The organism is Streptomyces massasporeus (genome assembly GCF_014648995.1).
GTDB lineage: Bacteria > Actinomycetota > Actinomycetes > Streptomycetales > Streptomycetaceae > Streptomyces > Streptomyces massasporeus.
The window spans coordinates 470,811-488,217 of record NZ_BMSE01000004.1 but is presented as its reverse complement, the minus strand read 5'-3'; the positions used below and the strand labels follow the sequence as shown (position 1 = coordinate 488,217).

General features: G+C 71.1%; 16 protein-coding genes. 8 read left to right on the top strand and 8 right to left on the bottom strand.

Going from position 1 to position 17,407, the window contains the following annotated elements; genetic code table 11:
• Positions 1 to 325: 325 nt before the first annotated feature.
• Positions 326 to 967, bottom strand: a complete 642-nt coding sequence (locus IE153_RS13795; protein WP_189589987.1) for a DNA-3-methyladenine glycosylase — start codon at positions 965 to 967, stop codon at positions 326 to 328.
• A 144-nt stretch (positions 968 to 1,111) separates the two neighbouring features.
• On the opposite strand from IE153_RS13795, the gene IE153_RS13790 reads away from it, so the two are divergent.
• The 3 genes from IE153_RS13790 to IE153_RS13780 all read left to right on the top strand — a co-directional run bounded on the left by IE153_RS13790 (position 1,112) and on the right by IE153_RS13780 (position 3,190).
• Positions 1,112 to 1,894, top strand: coding sequence for a sporulation protein (locus IE153_RS13790; protein ID WP_189589986.1), 783 nt, complete (start codon positions 1,112 to 1,114; stop codon positions 1,892 to 1,894).
• Between the two features lie 40 nt (positions 1,895 to 1,934).
• Positions 1,935 to 2,474: a YbhB/YbcL family Raf kinase inhibitor-like protein gene (locus IE153_RS13785; protein ID WP_189589985.1), complete on the top strand. Its 540-nt coding sequence runs from the start codon at positions 1,935 to 1,937 to the stop codon at positions 2,472 to 2,474.
• Positions 2,475 to 2,683: 209 nt separating this feature from the next.
• Positions 2,684 to 3,190: an HNH endonuclease gene (locus tag IE153_RS13780; protein ID WP_184913023.1), complete on the top strand. Its 507-nt coding sequence runs from the start codon at positions 2,684 to 2,686 to the stop codon at positions 3,188 to 3,190.
• A 117-nt stretch (positions 3,191 to 3,307) separates the two neighbouring features.
• On the opposite strand, the gene IE153_RS13775 is transcribed toward IE153_RS13780, so the two are convergent.
• From IE153_RS13775 to IE153_RS13765, 3 genes are all read right to left on the bottom strand, one after another.
• Positions 3,308 to 4,255 carry an SPFH domain-containing protein gene (locus IE153_RS13775; protein WP_097215808.1) on the bottom strand — a complete coding sequence of 316 codons (948 nt, stop codon included), beginning with the start codon at positions 4,253 to 4,255 and terminating at the stop codon, positions 3,308 to 3,310.
• Between the two features lie 132 nt (positions 4,256 to 4,387).
• Positions 4,388 to 4,819, bottom strand: coding sequence for an NfeD family protein (locus IE153_RS13770; protein WP_031110172.1), 432 nt, complete (start codon positions 4,817 to 4,819; stop codon positions 4,388 to 4,390).
• Between the two features lie 95 nt (positions 4,820 to 4,914).
• Positions 4,915 to 5,712, bottom strand: a complete 798-nt coding sequence (locus IE153_RS13765; protein WP_189589984.1) for an ABC transporter ATP-binding protein — start codon at positions 5,710 to 5,712, stop codon at positions 4,915 to 4,917.
• Between the two features lie 161 nt (positions 5,713 to 5,873).
• Here IE153_RS13765 and IE153_RS13760 point away from each other — a divergent pair, with 161 nt between their 5' ends.
• Positions 5,874 to 6,662 (top strand): Rv1486c family protein, encoded by a 789-nt coding sequence (locus IE153_RS13760; protein ID WP_229828983.1) that lies wholly within the window; start codon positions 5,874 to 5,876, stop codon positions 6,660 to 6,662.
• A 255-nt stretch (positions 6,663 to 6,917) separates the two neighbouring features.
• Here IE153_RS13760 and IE153_RS13755 read toward each other — a convergent pair whose 3' ends face one another.
• The 3 genes from IE153_RS13755 to IE153_RS13745 all read right to left on the bottom strand — a co-directional run bounded on the left by IE153_RS13755 (position 6,918) and on the right by IE153_RS13745 (position 9,119).
• Positions 6,918 to 7,160, bottom strand: coding sequence for a chaplin (locus IE153_RS13755; protein ID WP_189589982.1), 243 nt, complete (start codon positions 7,158 to 7,160; stop codon positions 6,918 to 6,920).
• Between the two features lie 155 nt (positions 7,161 to 7,315).
• Positions 7,316 to 7,957 carry a response regulator gene (locus IE153_RS13750; RefSeq protein WP_031111056.1) on the bottom strand — a complete coding sequence of 214 codons (642 nt, stop codon included), beginning with the start codon at positions 7,955 to 7,957 and terminating at the stop codon, positions 7,316 to 7,318.
• Positions 7,950 to 9,119, bottom strand: a complete 1,170-nt coding sequence (locus IE153_RS13745; RefSeq protein WP_189589981.1) for a GAF domain-containing sensor histidine kinase — start codon at positions 9,117 to 9,119, stop codon at positions 7,950 to 7,952. Before IE153_RS13745 ends, IE153_RS13750 begins: the two co-directional genes overlap by 8 nt.
• A 236-nt stretch (positions 9,120 to 9,355) precedes the next feature.
• On the opposite strand from IE153_RS13745, the gene IE153_RS13740 reads away from it, so the two are divergent.
• From IE153_RS13740 to IE153_RS13730, 3 genes are all read left to right on the top strand, one after another.
• Positions 9,356 to 10,054, top strand: coding sequence for an SDR family NAD(P)-dependent oxidoreductase (locus IE153_RS13740; protein ID WP_189589980.1), 699 nt, complete (start codon positions 9,356 to 9,358; stop codon positions 10,052 to 10,054).
• Complete coding sequence (locus tag IE153_RS13735; RefSeq protein WP_189589979.1) at positions 10,051 to 11,094, top strand: S-adenosylmethionine:tRNA ribosyltransferase-isomerase; 1,044 nt, start codon at positions 10,051 to 10,053, stop codon at positions 11,092 to 11,094. Before IE153_RS13740 ends, IE153_RS13735 begins: the two co-directional genes overlap by 4 nt.
• A gap of 354 nt (positions 11,095 to 11,448) precedes the next feature.
• Complete coding sequence (locus IE153_RS13730) at positions 11,449 to 12,171, top strand: transglycosylase SLT domain-containing protein (protein WP_189589978.1); 723 nt, start codon at positions 11,449 to 11,451, stop codon at positions 12,169 to 12,171.
• Positions 12,172 to 12,269: 98 nt separating this feature from the next.
• Here IE153_RS13730 and IE153_RS13725 read toward each other — a convergent pair whose 3' ends face one another.
• Positions 12,270 to 14,798, bottom strand: coding sequence for an ABC transporter ATP-binding protein/permease (locus IE153_RS13725; protein WP_189589977.1), 2,529 nt, complete (start codon positions 14,796 to 14,798; stop codon positions 12,270 to 12,272).
• 241 nt (positions 14,799 to 15,039) lie between these two features.
• Here IE153_RS13725 and IE153_RS13720 point away from each other — a divergent pair, with 241 nt between their 5' ends.
• Entirely contained in the window at positions 15,040 to 17,310 is a 2,271-nt protein-coding gene (locus tag IE153_RS13720) for a streptophobe family protein (RefSeq protein ID WP_189589976.1), read from the top strand.
• Positions 17,311 to 17,407 lie beyond the last annotated feature (97 nt).

Below are 17,407 nucleotides of genomic sequence, written 5' to 3'. Positions count from 1 at the left end.
ACCCTCTCGGGCTTTCCTCCGGGCTTCCCTTCGGTCTTGCGTTTCCGACTCTATCAGATCCTTTTCGATCCGATTCCCTGTCGGCGGGATTTGCCGTTCAGCCCCGGGCTTTCGCTCGTCGACCTTTCGACATTCACTACGTTAGCGGATTCCCCGTCCAACTCATAATCGAGTCTGTCGGCGTCGAATTCAGGCATGCGGGCACGCCGAATTCGCCCCTGCTGAGGGGAGTCGCTGGGTAGTGGTTTGGCCGCTTCCGACTGCAGGGCGAGTGCCCTACCCGGAACAGCGGCTCGGACTACATTACGCACCCCGGCAAGGCGCGTCAACTTCGGCGGCGCCTCGGGACATGAGCTCGATAGGGGCTCACCGTCGGGTCGTTGGCGACCCAGAAGCGCCAGGGGTGCACGGCTCCGTCCCCGCCCACACCGGTGCGGGGGCCGTTGAGTACCTGGTCGGAGGGCACGGGAGTGCCCGTCAGCATGCGGAGCGGGGTGTCCTTCGAGGTACACGCGTCCGTGCCGTCCAGGGAGCGGTCCACGTTCAGGGCCGTGGCCAGCCGGGCCGGGCCTTTGGCCAGTTCCTTGTCGTTGCGGGCCGAGAGTCGACGGGTCCGGGCCAGTTCGGCGCCCTCGATGATCTCCCCTGCGCGGAGCAGGACCGCGCTCGCCTTTCCCTCGGGGCCGCAGACCAGGTTCATGCAGAACCACATGCCATAGGTGAAGTAGACGTACACGTGACCGGGCGGACCGAACATCACCTCGTTGCGGGCCGTGCGGCCACGATAGGCGTGCGAGCCGGGGTCGTCGGCGCCGTCGTACGCCTCGACCTCGGTGAGGCGGAGGGCGATCGGACCGTCCGGGGTGCTGCGTACCAGGATGCGGCCGAGCAGGTCGGGGGCGACATCGAGGACGGGCCGGTCGAAGAACTCCCTGGACAGGGGCGTACGGTCGGGGGTCGCGATCATGCCGTCCGAGGGTACTGGAGACGAGTGGTACCGGGGGGTGGCCGTCGGGCACCCGCCTTGCCAGGGTGGGGCATGGAACCGGTCACGGCCGGATCGCGTTTGTATGGATCAAGGATCCACCCGTAGTGGGCGAGAGGGAGAGACATGGCGTTCAAGAAGCTGCTCGCGAGCCTGGGGGCCGGCGGGGCTTCGGTAGAGACGGTGCTGCACGAGGTCAACGTCGTCCCGGGCGGTGTCGTCCAGGGCGAGGTGCGTATCCAGGGCGGGTCCGTCAACCAGCAGATCGAGGGGCTCTCGGTCGGGCTGCAGGCCAAGGTCGAGGTGGAGAGCGGCGACCAGGAGTACAAGCAGGACATCGAGTTCACGAAGTCGCGACTGGGTGGGGCGTTCGAGCTGCAGGCGAACGCGGTGCACGCGGTGCAGTTCGGGCTGGAGATCCCGTGGGAGACGCCGATCACGATGATCGACGGTCAGGCCCTGCGCGGCATGAACATCGGGGTGTCGACCGAGCTGGAGATCGCGCGTGCGGTGGACTCCGGTGACCTGGACCCGGTCAGCGTGCACCCGCTGCCGGCACAGAAGGCGATCCTCGACGCCTTCATCCAGCTGGGCTTCCGGTTCAAGAACGCGGACATGGAGCGCGGTGTGATCCGGGGCACGCGGCAGAAGCTGCCGTTCTACCAGGAGATCGAGTTCTACCCGCCGCAGCAGTACCGCGGGCTGAACCAGGTGGAGCTGAGCTTCGTCGCCGACCAGAACGCCATGGACGTGGTGCTGGAGATGGACAAGAAGCCCGGACTGTTCAGCGAGGGCAGCGACACCTTCCGCTCCTTCCAGGTGGGTCTGAACGACTACCAGGGGACGGACTGGACCGCGTACCTGAACCAGTGGCTGTCCGAGGTCGGCAGCAAGCGCAACTGGTTCTAGGCTCGGGGGCTACTGCACGAAACGATCAGGAGGTACCGAGGTGACCGAGCTCAAGCGGCGACCGCTCCCCCACGACTTCCATCCGCCCGTCGCGTCGTTCACGGTGACGAGCGAGGACGTCGAGGAAGGTGCGACGCTCAAGGACGCTCAGGTCCACGCGGCCGGCAACACCTCGCCGCAGCTGCGGTGGGAGGGCTTTCCGCCCGAGACCAAGAGCTTCGCCGTGACCTGCTACGACCCCGACGCTCCGACGGGCAGCGGCTTCTGGCACTGGGTGCTGTTCGACATCCCGGCGTCGGTGACCGAGCTGCCGGTGGGTGCCGGCAGCGGCAAGTTCGAGGGCCTGCCGGAGGGCGCGGTCCACGCTCGTAACGACTACGGCGGCAAGGAGTTCGGTGGGGCCGCGCCGCCTCCCGGGGACGGGCCGCACCGATACGTGTTCACGGTCTACGCCGTGGACCAGGAGAAGCTCGGTCCGGACTCGGACGCGTCGCCTGCGGTCGTGGGCTTCAACCTGCGGTTCCACACGATCGGGCGGGCCCAGCTGATCGGCGAGTACGAGGTGCCCGCCGAAGGCTGAGCGGGTCGCCCGCAATCCCAGCGTTCATGGAACGTTTGCCCGCTCCTGGTCTTGGAATTGATCAGGAGCGGGCATTTTTGTTGCCGGGGGTCGCGGGGGTCGCCCCCCGTGGGAGCAGCAGATATTGCGTTGTCCATCTCGGCGTGCCCGGCCAGAGTTGATCCCAGCCCGCCAGGGGGTGGGCCGGTGCACACGGGAGGTGGGCTGGTATGCGGGACACGCTGGTACTGAACGCGAGCTTCGAGCCGCTGTCGACGGTGACGTTGAACCGAGCCGTCGTTCTGGTGCTTCAGGACAAGGCCGTCGTCGAGCAGGCCCACCCCGAGCTGCGGATGCGGGGAGCCGCGGTCGACATACCGGCGCCTCGGGTGATCAGGCTCTGCCAGTACGTGCGGGTGCCGTTCCGAAGACAAGCGCCGTGGTCGAGGCGGGGTGTGCTGGTCAGGGACCGGCACCGGTGCGCGTACTGCGGGAGGCGGGCGACGACCGTGGACCACGTGGTGCCGCGGTCGCAGGGTGGACAGGACACGTGGCTGAACACGGTGGCCTCGTGTGCGCAGGACAATCACCGCAAGGCGAACCGGACTCCGGAGGAGGCGGGGATGCCGTTGCTGCGGCGACCGTTCGAGCCGACTCCGGCTGATGCGATGTTGCTGACGCTGGCGCAGGAGGACCTCGCGGCGCTGCCGGATTGGCTGGTGCTGGACGCGGCGTGAGCAGGCGCCGTGGGGCCTTGGGTGGCTCTTCGGCCGCGGGTTTCGTCGTGGTTGATCGCGCAGTTCCCCGCGCCCCTGAAAGACAGTGGGTGCGGGGAACGTGCGTTGGAGGTGCCGTCAGTCGATGGACGGCTTCTCGCGGCGTTCCTGGGCCGGAACGGTGCCGCCGTTGCCGCCGGAACCGCCGCCGATGCCGCCGAAGTTGCCCATGGCGCCGGAGAGGCCCTTGAGGGCGTCGCCGATCTCGCTGGGGACGATCCAGAGCTTGTTGGCGTCGCCCTCGGCGATCTTGGGGAGCATCTGGAGGTACTGGTAGGAAAGCAGCTTCTGGTCCGGGTCGCCGGCGTGGATGGCCTCGAAGACCGTGCGGACGGCCTGGGCCTCGCCCTCGGCGCGCAGGGCGGCGGCCTTGGCCTCACCTTCGGCGCGCAGGATCTGGGACTGCTTCTCACCCTCGGCGCGCAGGATCTCGGACTGCCGGACACCCTCGGCCTGGAGGATCGCGGCGCGCTTGTCGCGGTCGGCGCGCATCTGCTTCTCCATCGAGTCCTGGATGGAGGTGGGCGGCTCGATCGCCTTGAGCTCGACGCGGTTGACGCGGATACCCCACTTGCCGGTGGCCTCGTCGAGGACGCCGCGCAGGGCCGCGTTGATCTCCTCGCGGGAGGTGAGGGTCCGCTCCAGGTCCATGCCACCGATGATGTTGCGGAGCGTGGTGACGGTGAGCTGCTCGATCGCCTGGATGTAGCTGGCGACCTCGTACGTCGCTGCCCGCGCGTCGGTCACCTGGTAGTAGATGACGGTGTCGATGTTGACCACCAGGTTGTCCTGGGTGATCACCGGCTGCGGCGGGAAGGGGACGACCTGCTCACGCAGGTCGATGCGGTTGCGGATGGTGTCGATGAACGGGACGACGATGTTGAGGCCCGCGTTGAGTGTCCGTGTGTAGCGCCCGAAGCGCTCGACGATGGCCGCGCTGGCCTGTGGGATGACTTGGATCGTCTTGATCAGGGCGATGAAGACCAACACCACCAGAATGATCAGGACGATGATGACCGGTTCCATCGTCGTTCCCCGTGTCCCTTCTCCGCTTCGGCGCCTTCGGCAGATCTTATGGTTGTCGAAGATCTTGCTGGTCGAGTCTGACAGACCGTCGTGCGGCTGGCGAGGAGTTCACTCCAGTTACGTCTCGCGAGGTCACATGACGATCGCGGTGGCTCCCTCGATGTCCACGACATCCACTTCCTGGCCCACTTCATAGGCGTGGCCGGTGTCGAGGGCACGGGCCGACCAGACCTCGCCGGCCAGCTTGATCCGGCCGCCGGAGGCGTCGACGCGTTCCAGCACGACGGCTTGTCTGCCCTTCAACGCGTCCACGCCGGACGCGAATTGGGGTCGCTGGGCGCGATGGCGGTTCGCGATGGGCCGTACGACGGCGATGCCCGCGGTCGAGATGACGGCGAAGACCGCGACCTGTGCGACGGCTCCGCCGCCGAAGACGCCGGTGACCACCGCCGCGGCGATGGCTCCCACCGCCAGCATGCCGAGTTCGGGCATCGCGGTGACCACGAGCGCGATGCCGAGCGCTGCCGCGCCGATCAGCCACCACAGCCATGCGTCGATTTCCACATGGTCATGGTAGGTCCGCGGGCCCTGTCGCCGACAGGGCGCCCGTGGTGTGAAATCCCGTTCTTACTCCGGGATTTGTGGGGTGGCGGTCCGGTTCAGGAGAGCGGGAGGCCCTGTGCGGTCCAGCGCTCGCCCGACTGTTCGACGACGAGCGGGAGGCCGAAGCAGAGGGAGAGGTTGCGGGAGGTGAGCTCCAGCTCCAGCGGGCCGGCGGCGAGGACCTTGCCCTGGCGGATCATGAGGACGTGGGTGAAGCCCGGGGGGATCTCCTCGACGTGATGGGTGACCATGAGCATCGAGGGGGCGATCGGGTCGAGGGCGAGACGGCCGAGGCGGCGGACGAGGTCCTCGCGGCCACCGAGGTCGAGGCCGGCGGCGGGCTCGTCGAGGAGGAGCAGCTCGGGGTCGGTCATCAGGGCGCGGGCGATCAGGGTCCGCTTGCGCTCGCCCTCGGAGAGCGTGCCGAAACGGCGTTCCAGGTAGTCGCTCATGCCGAGGCGGTCGAGGAAGGCGCGGGCGCGCTGCTCGTCGATGTCCTCGTAGTCCTCGTGCCACGTGGCCGTCATGCCGTACGCGGCGGTCAGGACCGTCTCCAGGACCGTCTGGCGCTTGGGGAGCTTCTCGGTCATGGCGATGCCGGCCATGCCGATGCGGGGGCGCAGCTCGAAGACGTCGGTGCCCGGCCGGCCGAGGGTTTCGCCGAGGATGGCGGCGGTGCCCGAGCTGGGGAAGAGGTAGGTGGAAGCGAGGTTGAGGAGGGTGGTCTTGCCGGCACCGTTCGGGCCGAGGATGACCCAGCGCTCGCCCTCCTTGACCGACCAGGAGACCTGGTCCACCAGAGCCCGGCCCTCACGGACCACGGATACGTCCTGAAGCTCCAGAACATCGCTCATGAGCGCGTTGTCTCCCCTTGCAGTGTGGCCGGTCTCGGCTGTCGCGTAAGCCTGTGGCTCGGTCCGCCGCGCCGGTGGGCGCAGCCCTCCATGAAATCTACGCCACCGGTCGGCCCGGGCATTCCCTCGGTCCGGTCCTTGGAGGGTCCTAGGGTGGAAGCATGCTCTCGGAACCACGTGCTGGACGTCTCGCAGCTTGGGGAAATGCCCTTTTGGCCGGACATGTCTCGCCGGACGACGCTGTGCTGGCCGTCGTCGGTGAGGACGCGGTGCACCGGATGGAGGGGCTGCCCGGGGAGTCGGCGCCCGTAGGGCTCACTCTCGCCCTCGGGCGGCTGCGGACGCTCGGGGTGACCGGACTGCGGGTCGCGCTGCCCGCGCCGGGGCATCCGCTGGGGCTGAGCGGGCCGCCGGAGTTCAACGCGCGGGCGCTGGACGCCGAGCAGGCGGTGCTCTGTTACGGCGCTGCGCTCGGGCTGGTGCCGGAGGTCCACGAGGCCGGACCCCGGGGTGATGTGCACGTCGAGGTCATGTGGCAGGTGCTGCCCGTGCGGGAGGCGCCGCCGGCGGATGTGCCGTCGCTGGGTGAGGCGGAGCGGGAGCTGGCGGAGGCCCTGCGGGAGGCCACCGAGCTGCTGACGCGGCTGGACGTGGCCGGGTCGGGGCCGGTGGCGGAGGCGGCGATCGATGCGTACCGGGCGCGGGCCGAGCGGGGGCGGGAGGTGCTGGCGCCGGGGTATCCGCCGCGGGCGGTGCGGGTGCTGGAGCTGGCGCAGCGGGTGGGGACGCTGATCGCCGTGGCGACGGAGAGTGGGCACGGGGGTGCGGTGAGTTCGTCGGAGATCTCTGCACGGCGGGAGGCGTTGCGGCCGGTGGAGCGGACGGCTCGGCGGGCGCAGGTCGCGGCGTACAACTCCGTTGTGGAGGAGCGGGAGCGGGGGGTGCGGTGACGGTTCTTCGTGTGGTGCTCGGTGTGGGTGCTGGGGCGGGGGGTTTCTCAGCCCTTCCGTAGCGGGGTGTTCGGCGTTTGTGCTGGGGCCGGGTGGGTCCGCAGCCCGGCGTAGCGGGGTGCCGCTGCGCCCACCCGTGCCGCCCCTTGCGGCACGCATGCCCGCAGCGGGGGACGCCCGCGGACATGCCGAACGGCCTCCCGGGCAGGACCGGGAGGCCGGGGGTACCTCCGGCTCGGAGACGGAGGTGGGGTGTCAGTGGTTGACGGCGAGGTTGCCGAAGGCCGGGTTCAGGATGCCCACGATGTTCACGCTGTTGCCGGACACGTTGACCGGGACGTGCACCGGGGCCTGGACGACGTTGCCCGAGCCGACGCCCGGGGAGCCCACGGCCTGGCCGTCGGCGTGGGCGCTGGTGGCGGAGGCCATGCCCGCGCCGGCGGCCAGCAGGCCACCCGTCACCATCGTCACGGCCGCTGCCTTCTTCAGGTTCTTCACTTCTGAGCCCTCCTTGCGATTGCCGCGGCAGGCGCCGCAGCACGCATGGAGAACGGTGGAGATCCATCGAGGTTGCGCCATACGAGGGACGTTCCCACGACAGTATGAATCTCGGTCCGGAACGCAACCTTCCGTGTTGCCGTGGGGTGAGCGGGTCAGCCGGTCACCCCATGGCGAACGGCCCACAGGGCGGCCTGTGTCCGGTCGGCCAGGTCGAGCTTCATCAGGATGTTCGAGACGTGGGTCTTGACGGTTTTCTCGGAGAGGACGAGCGCGCGGGCGATCTCCCGGTTGGAGCGGCCGTCCGCTATGAGGCCGAGCACCTCGCGCTCGCGCTCGGTGAGCGAACCGGCCCTTCCCGTACCCGAGTTGGACTCCTCCTGCGCCAGCAGGGCGCCGGCGACCTCCGGCTGGAGGAGGATGTGCCCGGCGTGGACCGAGCGGATCGCTCCGGCGAGGGCGTCGGGGTCGACGTCCTTGTAGACGTACCCGGCGGCGCCGGCGCGCAGGGCGGGGACCACCGTCCGCTGCTCGGTGAAGCTGGTGACGACGAGCACGCGCGCGGGGTTGTCCAGCTCTCGGAGTCGGCGCAGGGCGTCGACACCGTCCATGCCCGGCATCTTGACGTCCATGAGGATGACGTCGGGCCTCAACTCCTCGGCGCGGTCGACTCCTTCTGCGCCGTCCGCCGCCTCCCCGACGACCTCGATGTCGTCCTGTACTTCGAGGAAGGTGCGCAGGCCCCGGCGGACGACCTGGTGGTCGTCGACGAGCAGCACCTTGATCGCGTCAGCCACCGGGGACCTCCATCTCGATCACGGTGCCCTTGCCGGGCACCGATTCCACGGTCAGCGTGCCGCCGGCGCCGCTCGCCCGGTCCCGCATCGAGACCAGGCCGAGGTGGCGTCCCGCGTGCCGGACCGCCTTCGTGTCGAAGCCGCTGCCGTCGTCCGTGACCCTGAGGACGGCTCCGCCGCCGCAGCGGTCCAGGGTCACGTCGACGTGGTCGGCGCCGGAGTGGCGCAGGGCGTTGTGCAGGGCCTCCTGGGCGACCCGCAGGAGGGCCTCCTCCTGGGAGGCGGGCAGGGCCTTCACGCCGTGACCGGCGAAGGTGACACGGGCGCTGTGGGCCCGGTCGAGGACCTGGATCTGCGTCCGGAGGGTCGCGACGAGGCCGTCCTCGTCGAGCGCGGCGGGGCGCAACTCGACGACCGCCGCGCGCAGTTCGTCGGCGGCCTCGGCGGCCAGGACGGCCACCTGCTGGAGTTCTCCCTTGGCGCGGGAGGGGTCGCGGTCCACCAGGCGGGCCGCGGCCTGGGCGGTCAGGCGCAGGGAGAACAGCTTCTGGCTGACCGCGTCGTGCAGTTCGTGGGCGAGGCGGGAGCGCTCCTCGGCGATGGTCAGTTCGCGGCTGCGCTCGTAGAGGCGGGCGTTGGTGAGGGCGATCGCGGCGTGCTGGGCGAGGATGCCGAGCAGTTCCTCGTCGTCCTGCGTGAAGCCGCAGCCGCCGTCCGGCTCGGAGCACGGGGCGTGTCCCGCCCCGGGACGCAGCTTGTTGGCGAGGAACAGGGCGCCGATGACCTCGTCGCCGTCGCGGATCGGCAGGCCGAGGAAGTCGACCAGGTCGGGGTGGGCCTTCGGCCAGCCCTCGAAGCGTGGGTCCTTGCGGACGTCCGCGAGGCGCTCGGCCCTGGCCTCGTGCAGCATCGCGGCGAGGATGCCGTGCTGGCGCGGGAGGGGGCCGATGGCCTTCCACTGCTCCTCGCTGACGCCGTCGACCACGAACTGGGCGAAGCCGCCGTGGTCGTCCGGGACGCCGAGCGCGGCGTACTCGGCGTCGAGCAGCTCGCGGGCCGAGGCGACGATCGTCTTGAGGACGTCGCGCACCTCGAGATGCCTGCTCATGGCCAGCAACGCGGAGCTCACCGCGGCGAGGCCGGACCGGGGACCGTGACTCATGTCCTCACGGTACCGGCGGGCTGTGACGGGGCGGATCGGACCGACGGCGGCCGGGTGCCCGGTCGGTGGGCCTAGGTCCCGGGGCCGAGGCGGCCGGGCGGCGGGTCCTACGGCCGGGGCCGCCGGGCCCATGGCGTAGGGCGAAGGGACCCGGCGGATTGCGGCCCGGGTCCGAGGCGGCCCGGGTGGCCCCGTTCCTAGGTTGAGGGCACGCGATCACTACGAGGGAGCGGATCATGCCGGTTGCGATCATCACCGGGGCATCGAAGGGGCTGGGGCGGGCGCTTGCCCTGGCCCTGGCCGGGCGGGGCTGGGACCTGGTGCTCGACGCCAGGGGCGCACAGGCGCTGACGGAGACGGCGGAGGCCGTGTCCGCGCAGGGCACGCGGGTGTCCGCCCTGCCCGGGGACGTCACGGACGCGGGGCACCGGGCGGAGCTGGTGGCGGCGGCCTGGCGGCTGGGCGGCCTCGACCTGCTGGTGCACAACGCGAGTGCGCTGGGTGCCGAGCCGCTGGTCAGGCTGGAGGAATTGCCTCTGGACGGGCTGCGCCGGGCGCTGGAGGTGAACCTGGTGGCGGGGCTGGGTCTGGTCCAGGAGGCGCTTCCGCTGCTGCGGGCCTCGCGGGCGGGCGCCGTCGTGGCGGTGAGCTCGGACGCGGCCGCCGAGGCGTACGAGACCTGGGGCGGATACGGGGCGTCCAAGGCGGCCCTGGACCACCTCGTGGCCGTGCTCGCCGTGGAGGAGCCGGGGCTGCGGGTCTGGGCGGTCGATCCCGGGGACATGTCCACGGACCTGTACGCGGCGGCCGTACCGGAGGACCGGGAGCCGCGGCCGGAGCCGGCGGCTGTCGTGCCGGGGTTCCTGCGGCTGCTGGACGAGCGTCCGGCGAGCGGGCGGTACGGGGCACCGGCGCTGCTGGACGGAGCCCGATGACACTGGCCGTGCGTGTGCCGGAGGAGCTGTCGGCCCGGGTGCCCGTCGAGCAGAGGGGGCCGGGGCTGGAGCGGGACGCCGTACGGATGCTGGTCTCGCGGGGCGCCGAGGTGGCGCATCACACGTTCCGGGAGCTGCCGCTGCTGCTGCGGGCCGGGGACCTGCTCGTGGTCAACACCTCGGCCACGCTGGCGGCGGCCGTGGACGGATGGACCGGGCACACGCGCGTGGTGGTGCATTTCTCGACGCGCGGGGACGACGGCCGCTGGGCGGTGGAGCTGCGGGAGCCCGACGGGCGGGGCACCACGCGCGCGCGAGCGGGTGGGCCTGCGGGGAGGGAGGTGTGCCTGCCGGGAGGCGTGCGGCTGGTTCTGGAGGAGCCGCTGAGCGGGCGGGGTGAGCGGCTGTGGTGGGCGCGGGTGTCCGGGGCGGGGGTGCCGGGGGTGCTGCGGGAGTGCGGGCGGCCCATTCGCTACGCCTATACGGAGCGGGACCAGCCGCTGTCCGCCTATCAGACGGTGTTCGCGCTGCCGTCGGCGGACGGGACGGGCAGTGCGGAGATGCCGAGCGCGGCGCGGCCCTTCACGGCGCGGCTGGTGGCGGAGCTGGTGAGCCGGGGGGTGCTGTTCGCGCCGGTCACGCTGCACACGGGGGTGGCCTCGGCGGAGGCGCACGAGCCGCCGTATCCGGAGCGTTTCGCGGTGCCGGAGGCGTCGGCGCGGCTGATCGAGGCCGCGCGGGCCGGTGGCGGCCGGGTGGTGGCGGTGGGGACGACGGCGGTGCGGGCCGTGGAGTCGGCGGTGGGCGCCGACGGGGCCGTACGCGCGCGTGCGGGGTGGACGGACCTCGTCGTCACACCGGAGCGCGGGGTGGGTGTGGTGGACGGGCTGCTGACCGGGCTGCACGAGCCGGAGGCCTCGCACCTGCTGATGCTGGAGGCGGTCGCGGGGCGGGTGGCGGTCGAGCGGGGGTACGAGGCCGCGCTGCAAGGGCGCTATCTGTGGCACGAGTTCGGGGACGTGCACCTCGTACTGCCCTGAGTACGCCCCTGAAAGGGCCTCACACAGAGCATCGCTTGTGCAACTGCCCGTGAGACTGATCTAGGGGCGGTGTGAGCCCTCGCATAGGACCCACGTCACGTACGAATGGACGTAGGAGACAAAGCCGCCCCTATTGAGCGGCGCAGATAGTCCAATCTGCCCGGATTTACCCAACCCTGATCCACTATCTTCCTTCGTACGTCACACCTTTGCCACGCCATTTTGCTGCCGCTAAGAATTGGCGACGTCGCTCAGCGCCGTGGGTTCACCTCCGCGGCGTTTGTGTCGGAAACACACCGAGTCCAACGCCGGACGCCGAGCGACTCCCGCGCTATTCGAAGAGGTCCACGCAGCATGCCCAAGAACATCTTCAGCCGTGTTCAGAGTCGTAGCCTGACCCGTCACCACAAGATCGCCATGGCCGGTGTCGCCACCCTCGGCGCCGTCGCCATCGGAGTCTCCGCGGTACCGAGCGGCGCCTCGACCAAGACCACGACCGAGGCCGCTCAGCCGGCTGCGGTGGCGTACAGCACCCAGCAGATCAAGGACGTCAAGGCGAGCGTCACGGACCAGATGGCCGGCGCCAGCCTGAAGGCCGAGCAGATCGCGGCGAAGAAGAAGGCCGACGCCGCGGCCGCCGCCAAGAAGAAGGCCGCCGCCGAGGCGGCGAAGAAGAAGGCCGAGGCCGCGCGCCAGGCCAAGGAGGCCGCGAGCCGCGCCGCCAAGCGCGCCGAGGCCAAGAAGGTCGTCAGCTACCCGAACAACCTCGACGGCTGGATCCGCGAGTCGCTCTCCATCCTGAAGAAGCACGACATCCCGGCGTCCTACGACGGCATCCACCGCAACATCATGCGGGAGTCCTCGGGTAACCCGAAGGCGATCAACAACTGGGACATCAACGCCATCAACGGCATCCCGTCGAAGGGCCTGCTCCAGGTCATCCCGCCGACCTTCAAGACCTGGCACGTCCCCGGTACCTCCTGGGACATCTACGACCCGGTAGCCAACATCACCGCCGCCTGCAACTACGCGGCCGACAAGTACGGCTCCATGGACAACGTCGACAGCGCGTACTGAGGTCGGCGCGGACCTCTCTGACCGCTGTACGAACGCCGAAGGGCGGCACCCTCCTGACGGGGTGCCGCCCTTCGGGCGTCGTGTTCGTACCGCGGTGACTACTTGCGCATGACCTCGGGCTCGTGGCGGCGCAGGAAGCGAGCCACGAAGAAGCCGCAGATCACGCCGAGGACGAGGAGCGCGCCCATGTCCATCGCCCAGGCCCCGACCGTGTGCTCCCACAGCGGGTCGGTGTCGCCGGCCGTCTCGGGCGGGCTGATCTTGTTGAAGTCCAGCGTGGCGCCGGAGGCGGCGACCGCCCAGCGCGACGGCATCAGGAACGAGAACTGGTTGACGCCGATCGAGCCGTGCAGCGTGAACAGGCAGCCGGTGAAGACGACCTGGATGATGGCGAACATCACCAGCAGCGGCATGGTCTTCTCGGCGGTCTTCACCAGCGAGGAGATGATCAGGCCGAACATCATCGAGGTGAAGCCCAGGGCCATGATCGGCACGGACAGCTCGACGAGCGTGGCGCTGCCGAAGACCAGGCCCTCCTCGGGGATCTCCCGGCTGGAGAAGCCGATGACGCCGACCAGCAGGCCCTGGAGCACGGTGATCATGCCGAGCACGAACACCTTGGACATCAGGTACGCCGAGCGCGAGAGGCCGGTGGCGCGCTCCCGCTCGTAGATGACGCGTTCCTTGATCAGTTCTCGGACCGAGTTCGCCGCGCCCGCGAAGCAGGCGCCGACCGCGAGGATCAGCAGGACCGTGGTGGCCGTGCCGTTCGGGATGATGCGGCCGGTCTGCGGGTTGGCCGGGTTGGGCAGCAGGCCCTTGTCGGCGTCGATGAGCAGGCTGACCGCGCCGAGCACGGCCGGCAGGATCACCATCAGGGCGAGGAAGCCCTTGTCCGAGGCGATCACCGAGACGTATCGCCGGACAAGCGTGACGAACTGGGACATCCAGCCCTGCGGCTTCGGCGGCTTCATCGCCTGCATCCGCGGGACCTGTACGGACTGCGGCGCAACGGCGTCGATGTCCGCGGCGTACATCTGGTAGTGCTGCGAGCCCTTCCAGCGGCCCGCCCAGTCGTAGTCGCGGTAGTTCTCGAAGGCGGAGAAGACATCGGCCCAGGTGTCGTAGCCGAAGAAGTTCAGCGCCTCCTCGGGCGGGCCGAAGTAGGCGACCGAGCCGCCCGGCGCCATCACCAGCAGCTTGTCGCAGATCGCCAGCTCGGCCACCGAGTGGGTGACGACGAGGACCGTACGACCGTCGTCGGCCAGGCCTCGCAGCAGCTGCATGACGTCGCGGTCCATGCCCGGGTCGAGGCCGGAGGTCGGCTCGTCCAGGAAGATCAGCGACGGCTTGGTGAGCAGCTCCAGGGCGACCGAGACGCGCTTGCGCTGGCCACCGGACAGGGACGTGACCTTCTTGTCCTTGTGGATGTCGAGCTTGAGCTCGCGCAGCACCTCGTCGATGCGGGCCTCGCGCTCGGCGCCGGTGGTGTCGGCGGGGAAGCGCAGCTTGGCCGCGTACTTGAGGGCCTTCTTGACGGTCAGCTCCTTGTGCAGGATGTCATCCTGCGGGACCAGACCGATGCGCTGGCGCAGCTCGGCGAACTGCTTGTAGAGGTTCCGGTTGTCGTAGAGCACCTCGCCCTGGTTGGCGGGGCGGTAGCCCGTGAGCGCCTTGAGCAGGGTCGACTTGCCGGAGCCGGACGGGCCGATGACCGCGATCAGCGACTTCTCCGGGACGCCGAAGGAGACGTCCTTGAGGATCTGCTTGCCGCCGTCGACCGTGACGGTCAGGTGGCGGGCGGAGAAGGACACCTCACCGGTGTCGACGAACTCCTCGAGCCGGTCGCCGACAATGCGGAACGTCGAGTGGCCGACGCCGACGACGTCGGTCGGGCCGAGCAGCTGCGTGCCGCCCTTGGTGATGGGCTGGCCGTTGACGTACGTGCCGTTGTGCGAGCCGAGGTCGCGGATCTCCATGCGGCCGTCGGGCGTGGCATGGAACTCGGCGTGGTGCCGGGATACCTGGAGGTCCGAGACGACCAGTTCGTTCTCCAGGGCACGGCCGATGCGCATCACGCGGCCGAGGGAGAACTGGTGGAACGTGGTCGGGCTGCGGTCGCCGTGGACCGGCGGCGCCCCCGCGACACCGCCGGGACCCTGCTGCTGCGGGATGTGGGCCGCGGCCTGCTGCGGCTGCTGCCAGCCGGCCTGGGGGGCCTGCTGCTGGTGCGGCGGCTGCTGGGCCGGAGCCTGCTGGCCCCAGCCGGGGTTCGCGCCCTGCGCCGCGTACGGCTGCTGCTGGGGCTGGGCCTGCGGCGTGGCGACGGAGGCCGCGGCACCGGACAGGTTCAGGCGCGGGCCGTCGGTCGCGTTGCCCAGGTTGACGGCCGAACCGGGGCCGAGCTCCATCTGATGGATGCGTTGCCCCTGCACGAACGTGCCGTTGGTGCTGCCGTGGTCCTCGATGACCCAACTGCGGCCGTTGAAGCTGACCGTGGCGTGACGCCAGGAGACCCTGGCGTCGTCGAAGACGACGTCCCCCTGCGGATCACGTCCGAGGGTGTATGCCCTGGACGGATCGAGCGTCCAGGTACGTCCGTTTGATTCCAGTACGAGTTCCGGCACTCCATGCCCCACTGAGTTGTCCCCCGAGTTACCCCCGACATGGGGAGTCTAGGGATGTCGAACATCGGGGGGAACTATTTCAGGAGCGGCCCCCTGACCGAAAGTCGGGCCTTGTGAAGACCGCGTTCGGACGCTTCGGCCGATTCCGTTGACGGGGTTGAAACCGGGCCGGAGAGTGGTATTTCGACGCGAGGGGGACATGCGTGGTGTTCCCGTCGCGCAGCGGATCGGGGGGTCTGCCATGAGTGCTGCCGCAGGGGCCGAGACGGCGAGGGACGACGCGCGCGTGCCGTGGGGGGACGTGCTGATGTCCGCCGTGGCCGCGGTGAGCTGGGCGTTGATCGGGATGGCGGGGACGGCGGCGCTGGGCCTGCGGCTGCTGGAGGCGGACACGGCGGGCTCGTTGGGGCCGATGACCGCGGCGCTGGTGGCTCTCGGGGCGGGTGGTTCGGTCACGCCGTCCGGCGATGTGTCGGCGTTCGGCCTCACGGGCGCGGAGGCGGACACGGCCATCGAGATCACGCCACTGGGGGTGAGTCTGGTCGGCGCGGTGCTGCTGGCGTGGTTCTTCCTGCGGTCCCTGCGTGCGGCGGGAGTTGTGATCTCACCGGCCGAACTGCTCGCGCGGGCGGGGTCGGTGGTGGTGTTGTTCGTGGCGATGCTGGGCGGACTGGCCTGGGCGGGGCACGACGTCATCACGATCGACGGGGGCGCGCTGGGGCTCGACGACGTCACCGGCGGGAGCGGGGGCGTCGACATCCCGGGACTCGGGGACATCGGGGGGCTGCTGCCGGACCGGCTCGGCGACCTGGTCGACGCGCAGGCCGCGGTCGGCTTCACGGTCGACACGGCACCGACGCTGCTCGGCGGGCTCGGCTGGTCGATCGGCATCCTCGTCATCGCCCTGCTGGCCTCGCGCCGTACGCCGCTGCCGCGGGGCTGGGAGGCCGTGCACCGGGTCGTGCGGCCGGCCGTGTCGGCGGTGGTCACCGTACTGCTGGTGGCGGTGGCGGCGGGGTGCGCGGCGGCGGCGTACGCGGCGGTCGGCGACGACCATCCCCGGCGCATCGCCGGCGCGGCGCTGCTCGGGGCGCCGAACGGGGTGTGGCTGGGTGTGCCGCTCGGCCTGCTGGTGCCCTGGGACGGGCGGGCGACGGGCGAACTGACCCGTTTCCTGCCGGACCCGCTGGACGACCTGCTCGGCTCCGGGACCGACCGGCCGGTGACGCTGGACCGGCTGGCCGAGCTGGACGGGCGGGTGTGGCTGCTGGGGGTGGCGGCGGCGTCGATGATGCTGCTGGCGGGCGTGCTGGCGGGGGTCCGGACGCCGGTCGGGGTGGCGGTCGGGGAGGGTCCCGGCGCCCTGCGCTTCGCGGGCCGGTGTGCGCTGCAACTGGGGGTGGCGACCGCGCTCGCCCTGCCCCTGCTGGCCTGGCTGACGGACGTCTCCGTGACCGCGTCCTTGTCGGTGCTCGGCTTCGACGCTTTCGGCGCGGGCATCGACCTGCACGGCCACCTCGGCATGGCCCTGCTGCTGGGCGCGGCGTGGGGCGCGGGGGCCGGGGCACTGGGAGCGCTGCTCGCGTGGGGGTGCGGGGCGGCGGGGCTTCGGGCTACGGCGTTGGCGCGGGGGGACGGGTTGTCGGCGGAGGCGGAAGAGTCGTCGGCGGGGCCGGGTGGGACGGGGGGCCTGGTGGGTGCCGGGGGGTCTGGGTACGGGGGCGGGGGCGGTGTGGCAGGGGGGCTGCCGGGGCCTGGGGCGGCGGGGTACGGGATCGGGACTGGTGGGGCAGGGGGGCTGCCGGGCTCCGGGTCGGCGGGGTACGGGGCCGGCGCCGGGCAGGCGGAGCCTTGGGGCGACCGGGGGCCGGGGCGGGCGGGGTATGGCGAGGGCAGCGGGCAGGGGGCTCGGCCGGAGGCCGGTGCGGGGCGGGCCGGGGGCGATGGCGATGCCGGGCAGGCCGCGGCCTGGGGCGGCCCGGGCGCGGTGGGGCACAGCCAGGACGGCGGGCGCTCCGGGGCAAGGCCCGGGGACGACATCGCCCGGTCAGGAGCCGGCCCCGGGCCCGAGGGTGACGCCGAGGCCGGGAGGCCCCGGGCCCGAGACGAGGGACGAGACGGCTGGACGTCACCGGGCGAGGAGGCCGGGCCCTACGCGCCGGGTACGCCGTACCGGCCGCCCAACCCGGGTACCAACCCGTACCTCCGGGTGCCGGACGAGTTGCGAGAGCCGGAGGACGCACGGCCTCCCTGGGCCGAACCGCCCCCCGATGCCGCACCCGAACGGCCCTCCGGACCCGCGCCCGGGCCCGACAGCGACACCGACACACCGGCGGACGGCGACGAGCCCCCCGCCCCCGGCGACGTCTACGGCGCCCCCACCGTCGTACGGCCGGTCGGGCCGCCGCCGCGTGGTCCCCGGCAGGCGCCCGGGCCGAGGAACGGGCACGGGCCGCCGCCTCCACCGCCTCCTCCCCCGCCGCCACCACGGAAGCCGCGCGGTGGGAGATAGCCGGCGAGGGCGCAGGACGGCGTATCCGTACGTGGCGGCGTACCCGTGCGTAAGGTTCGCGCCATCGGCGCGACATGCAGTGTTCGCTGTCCGCCAG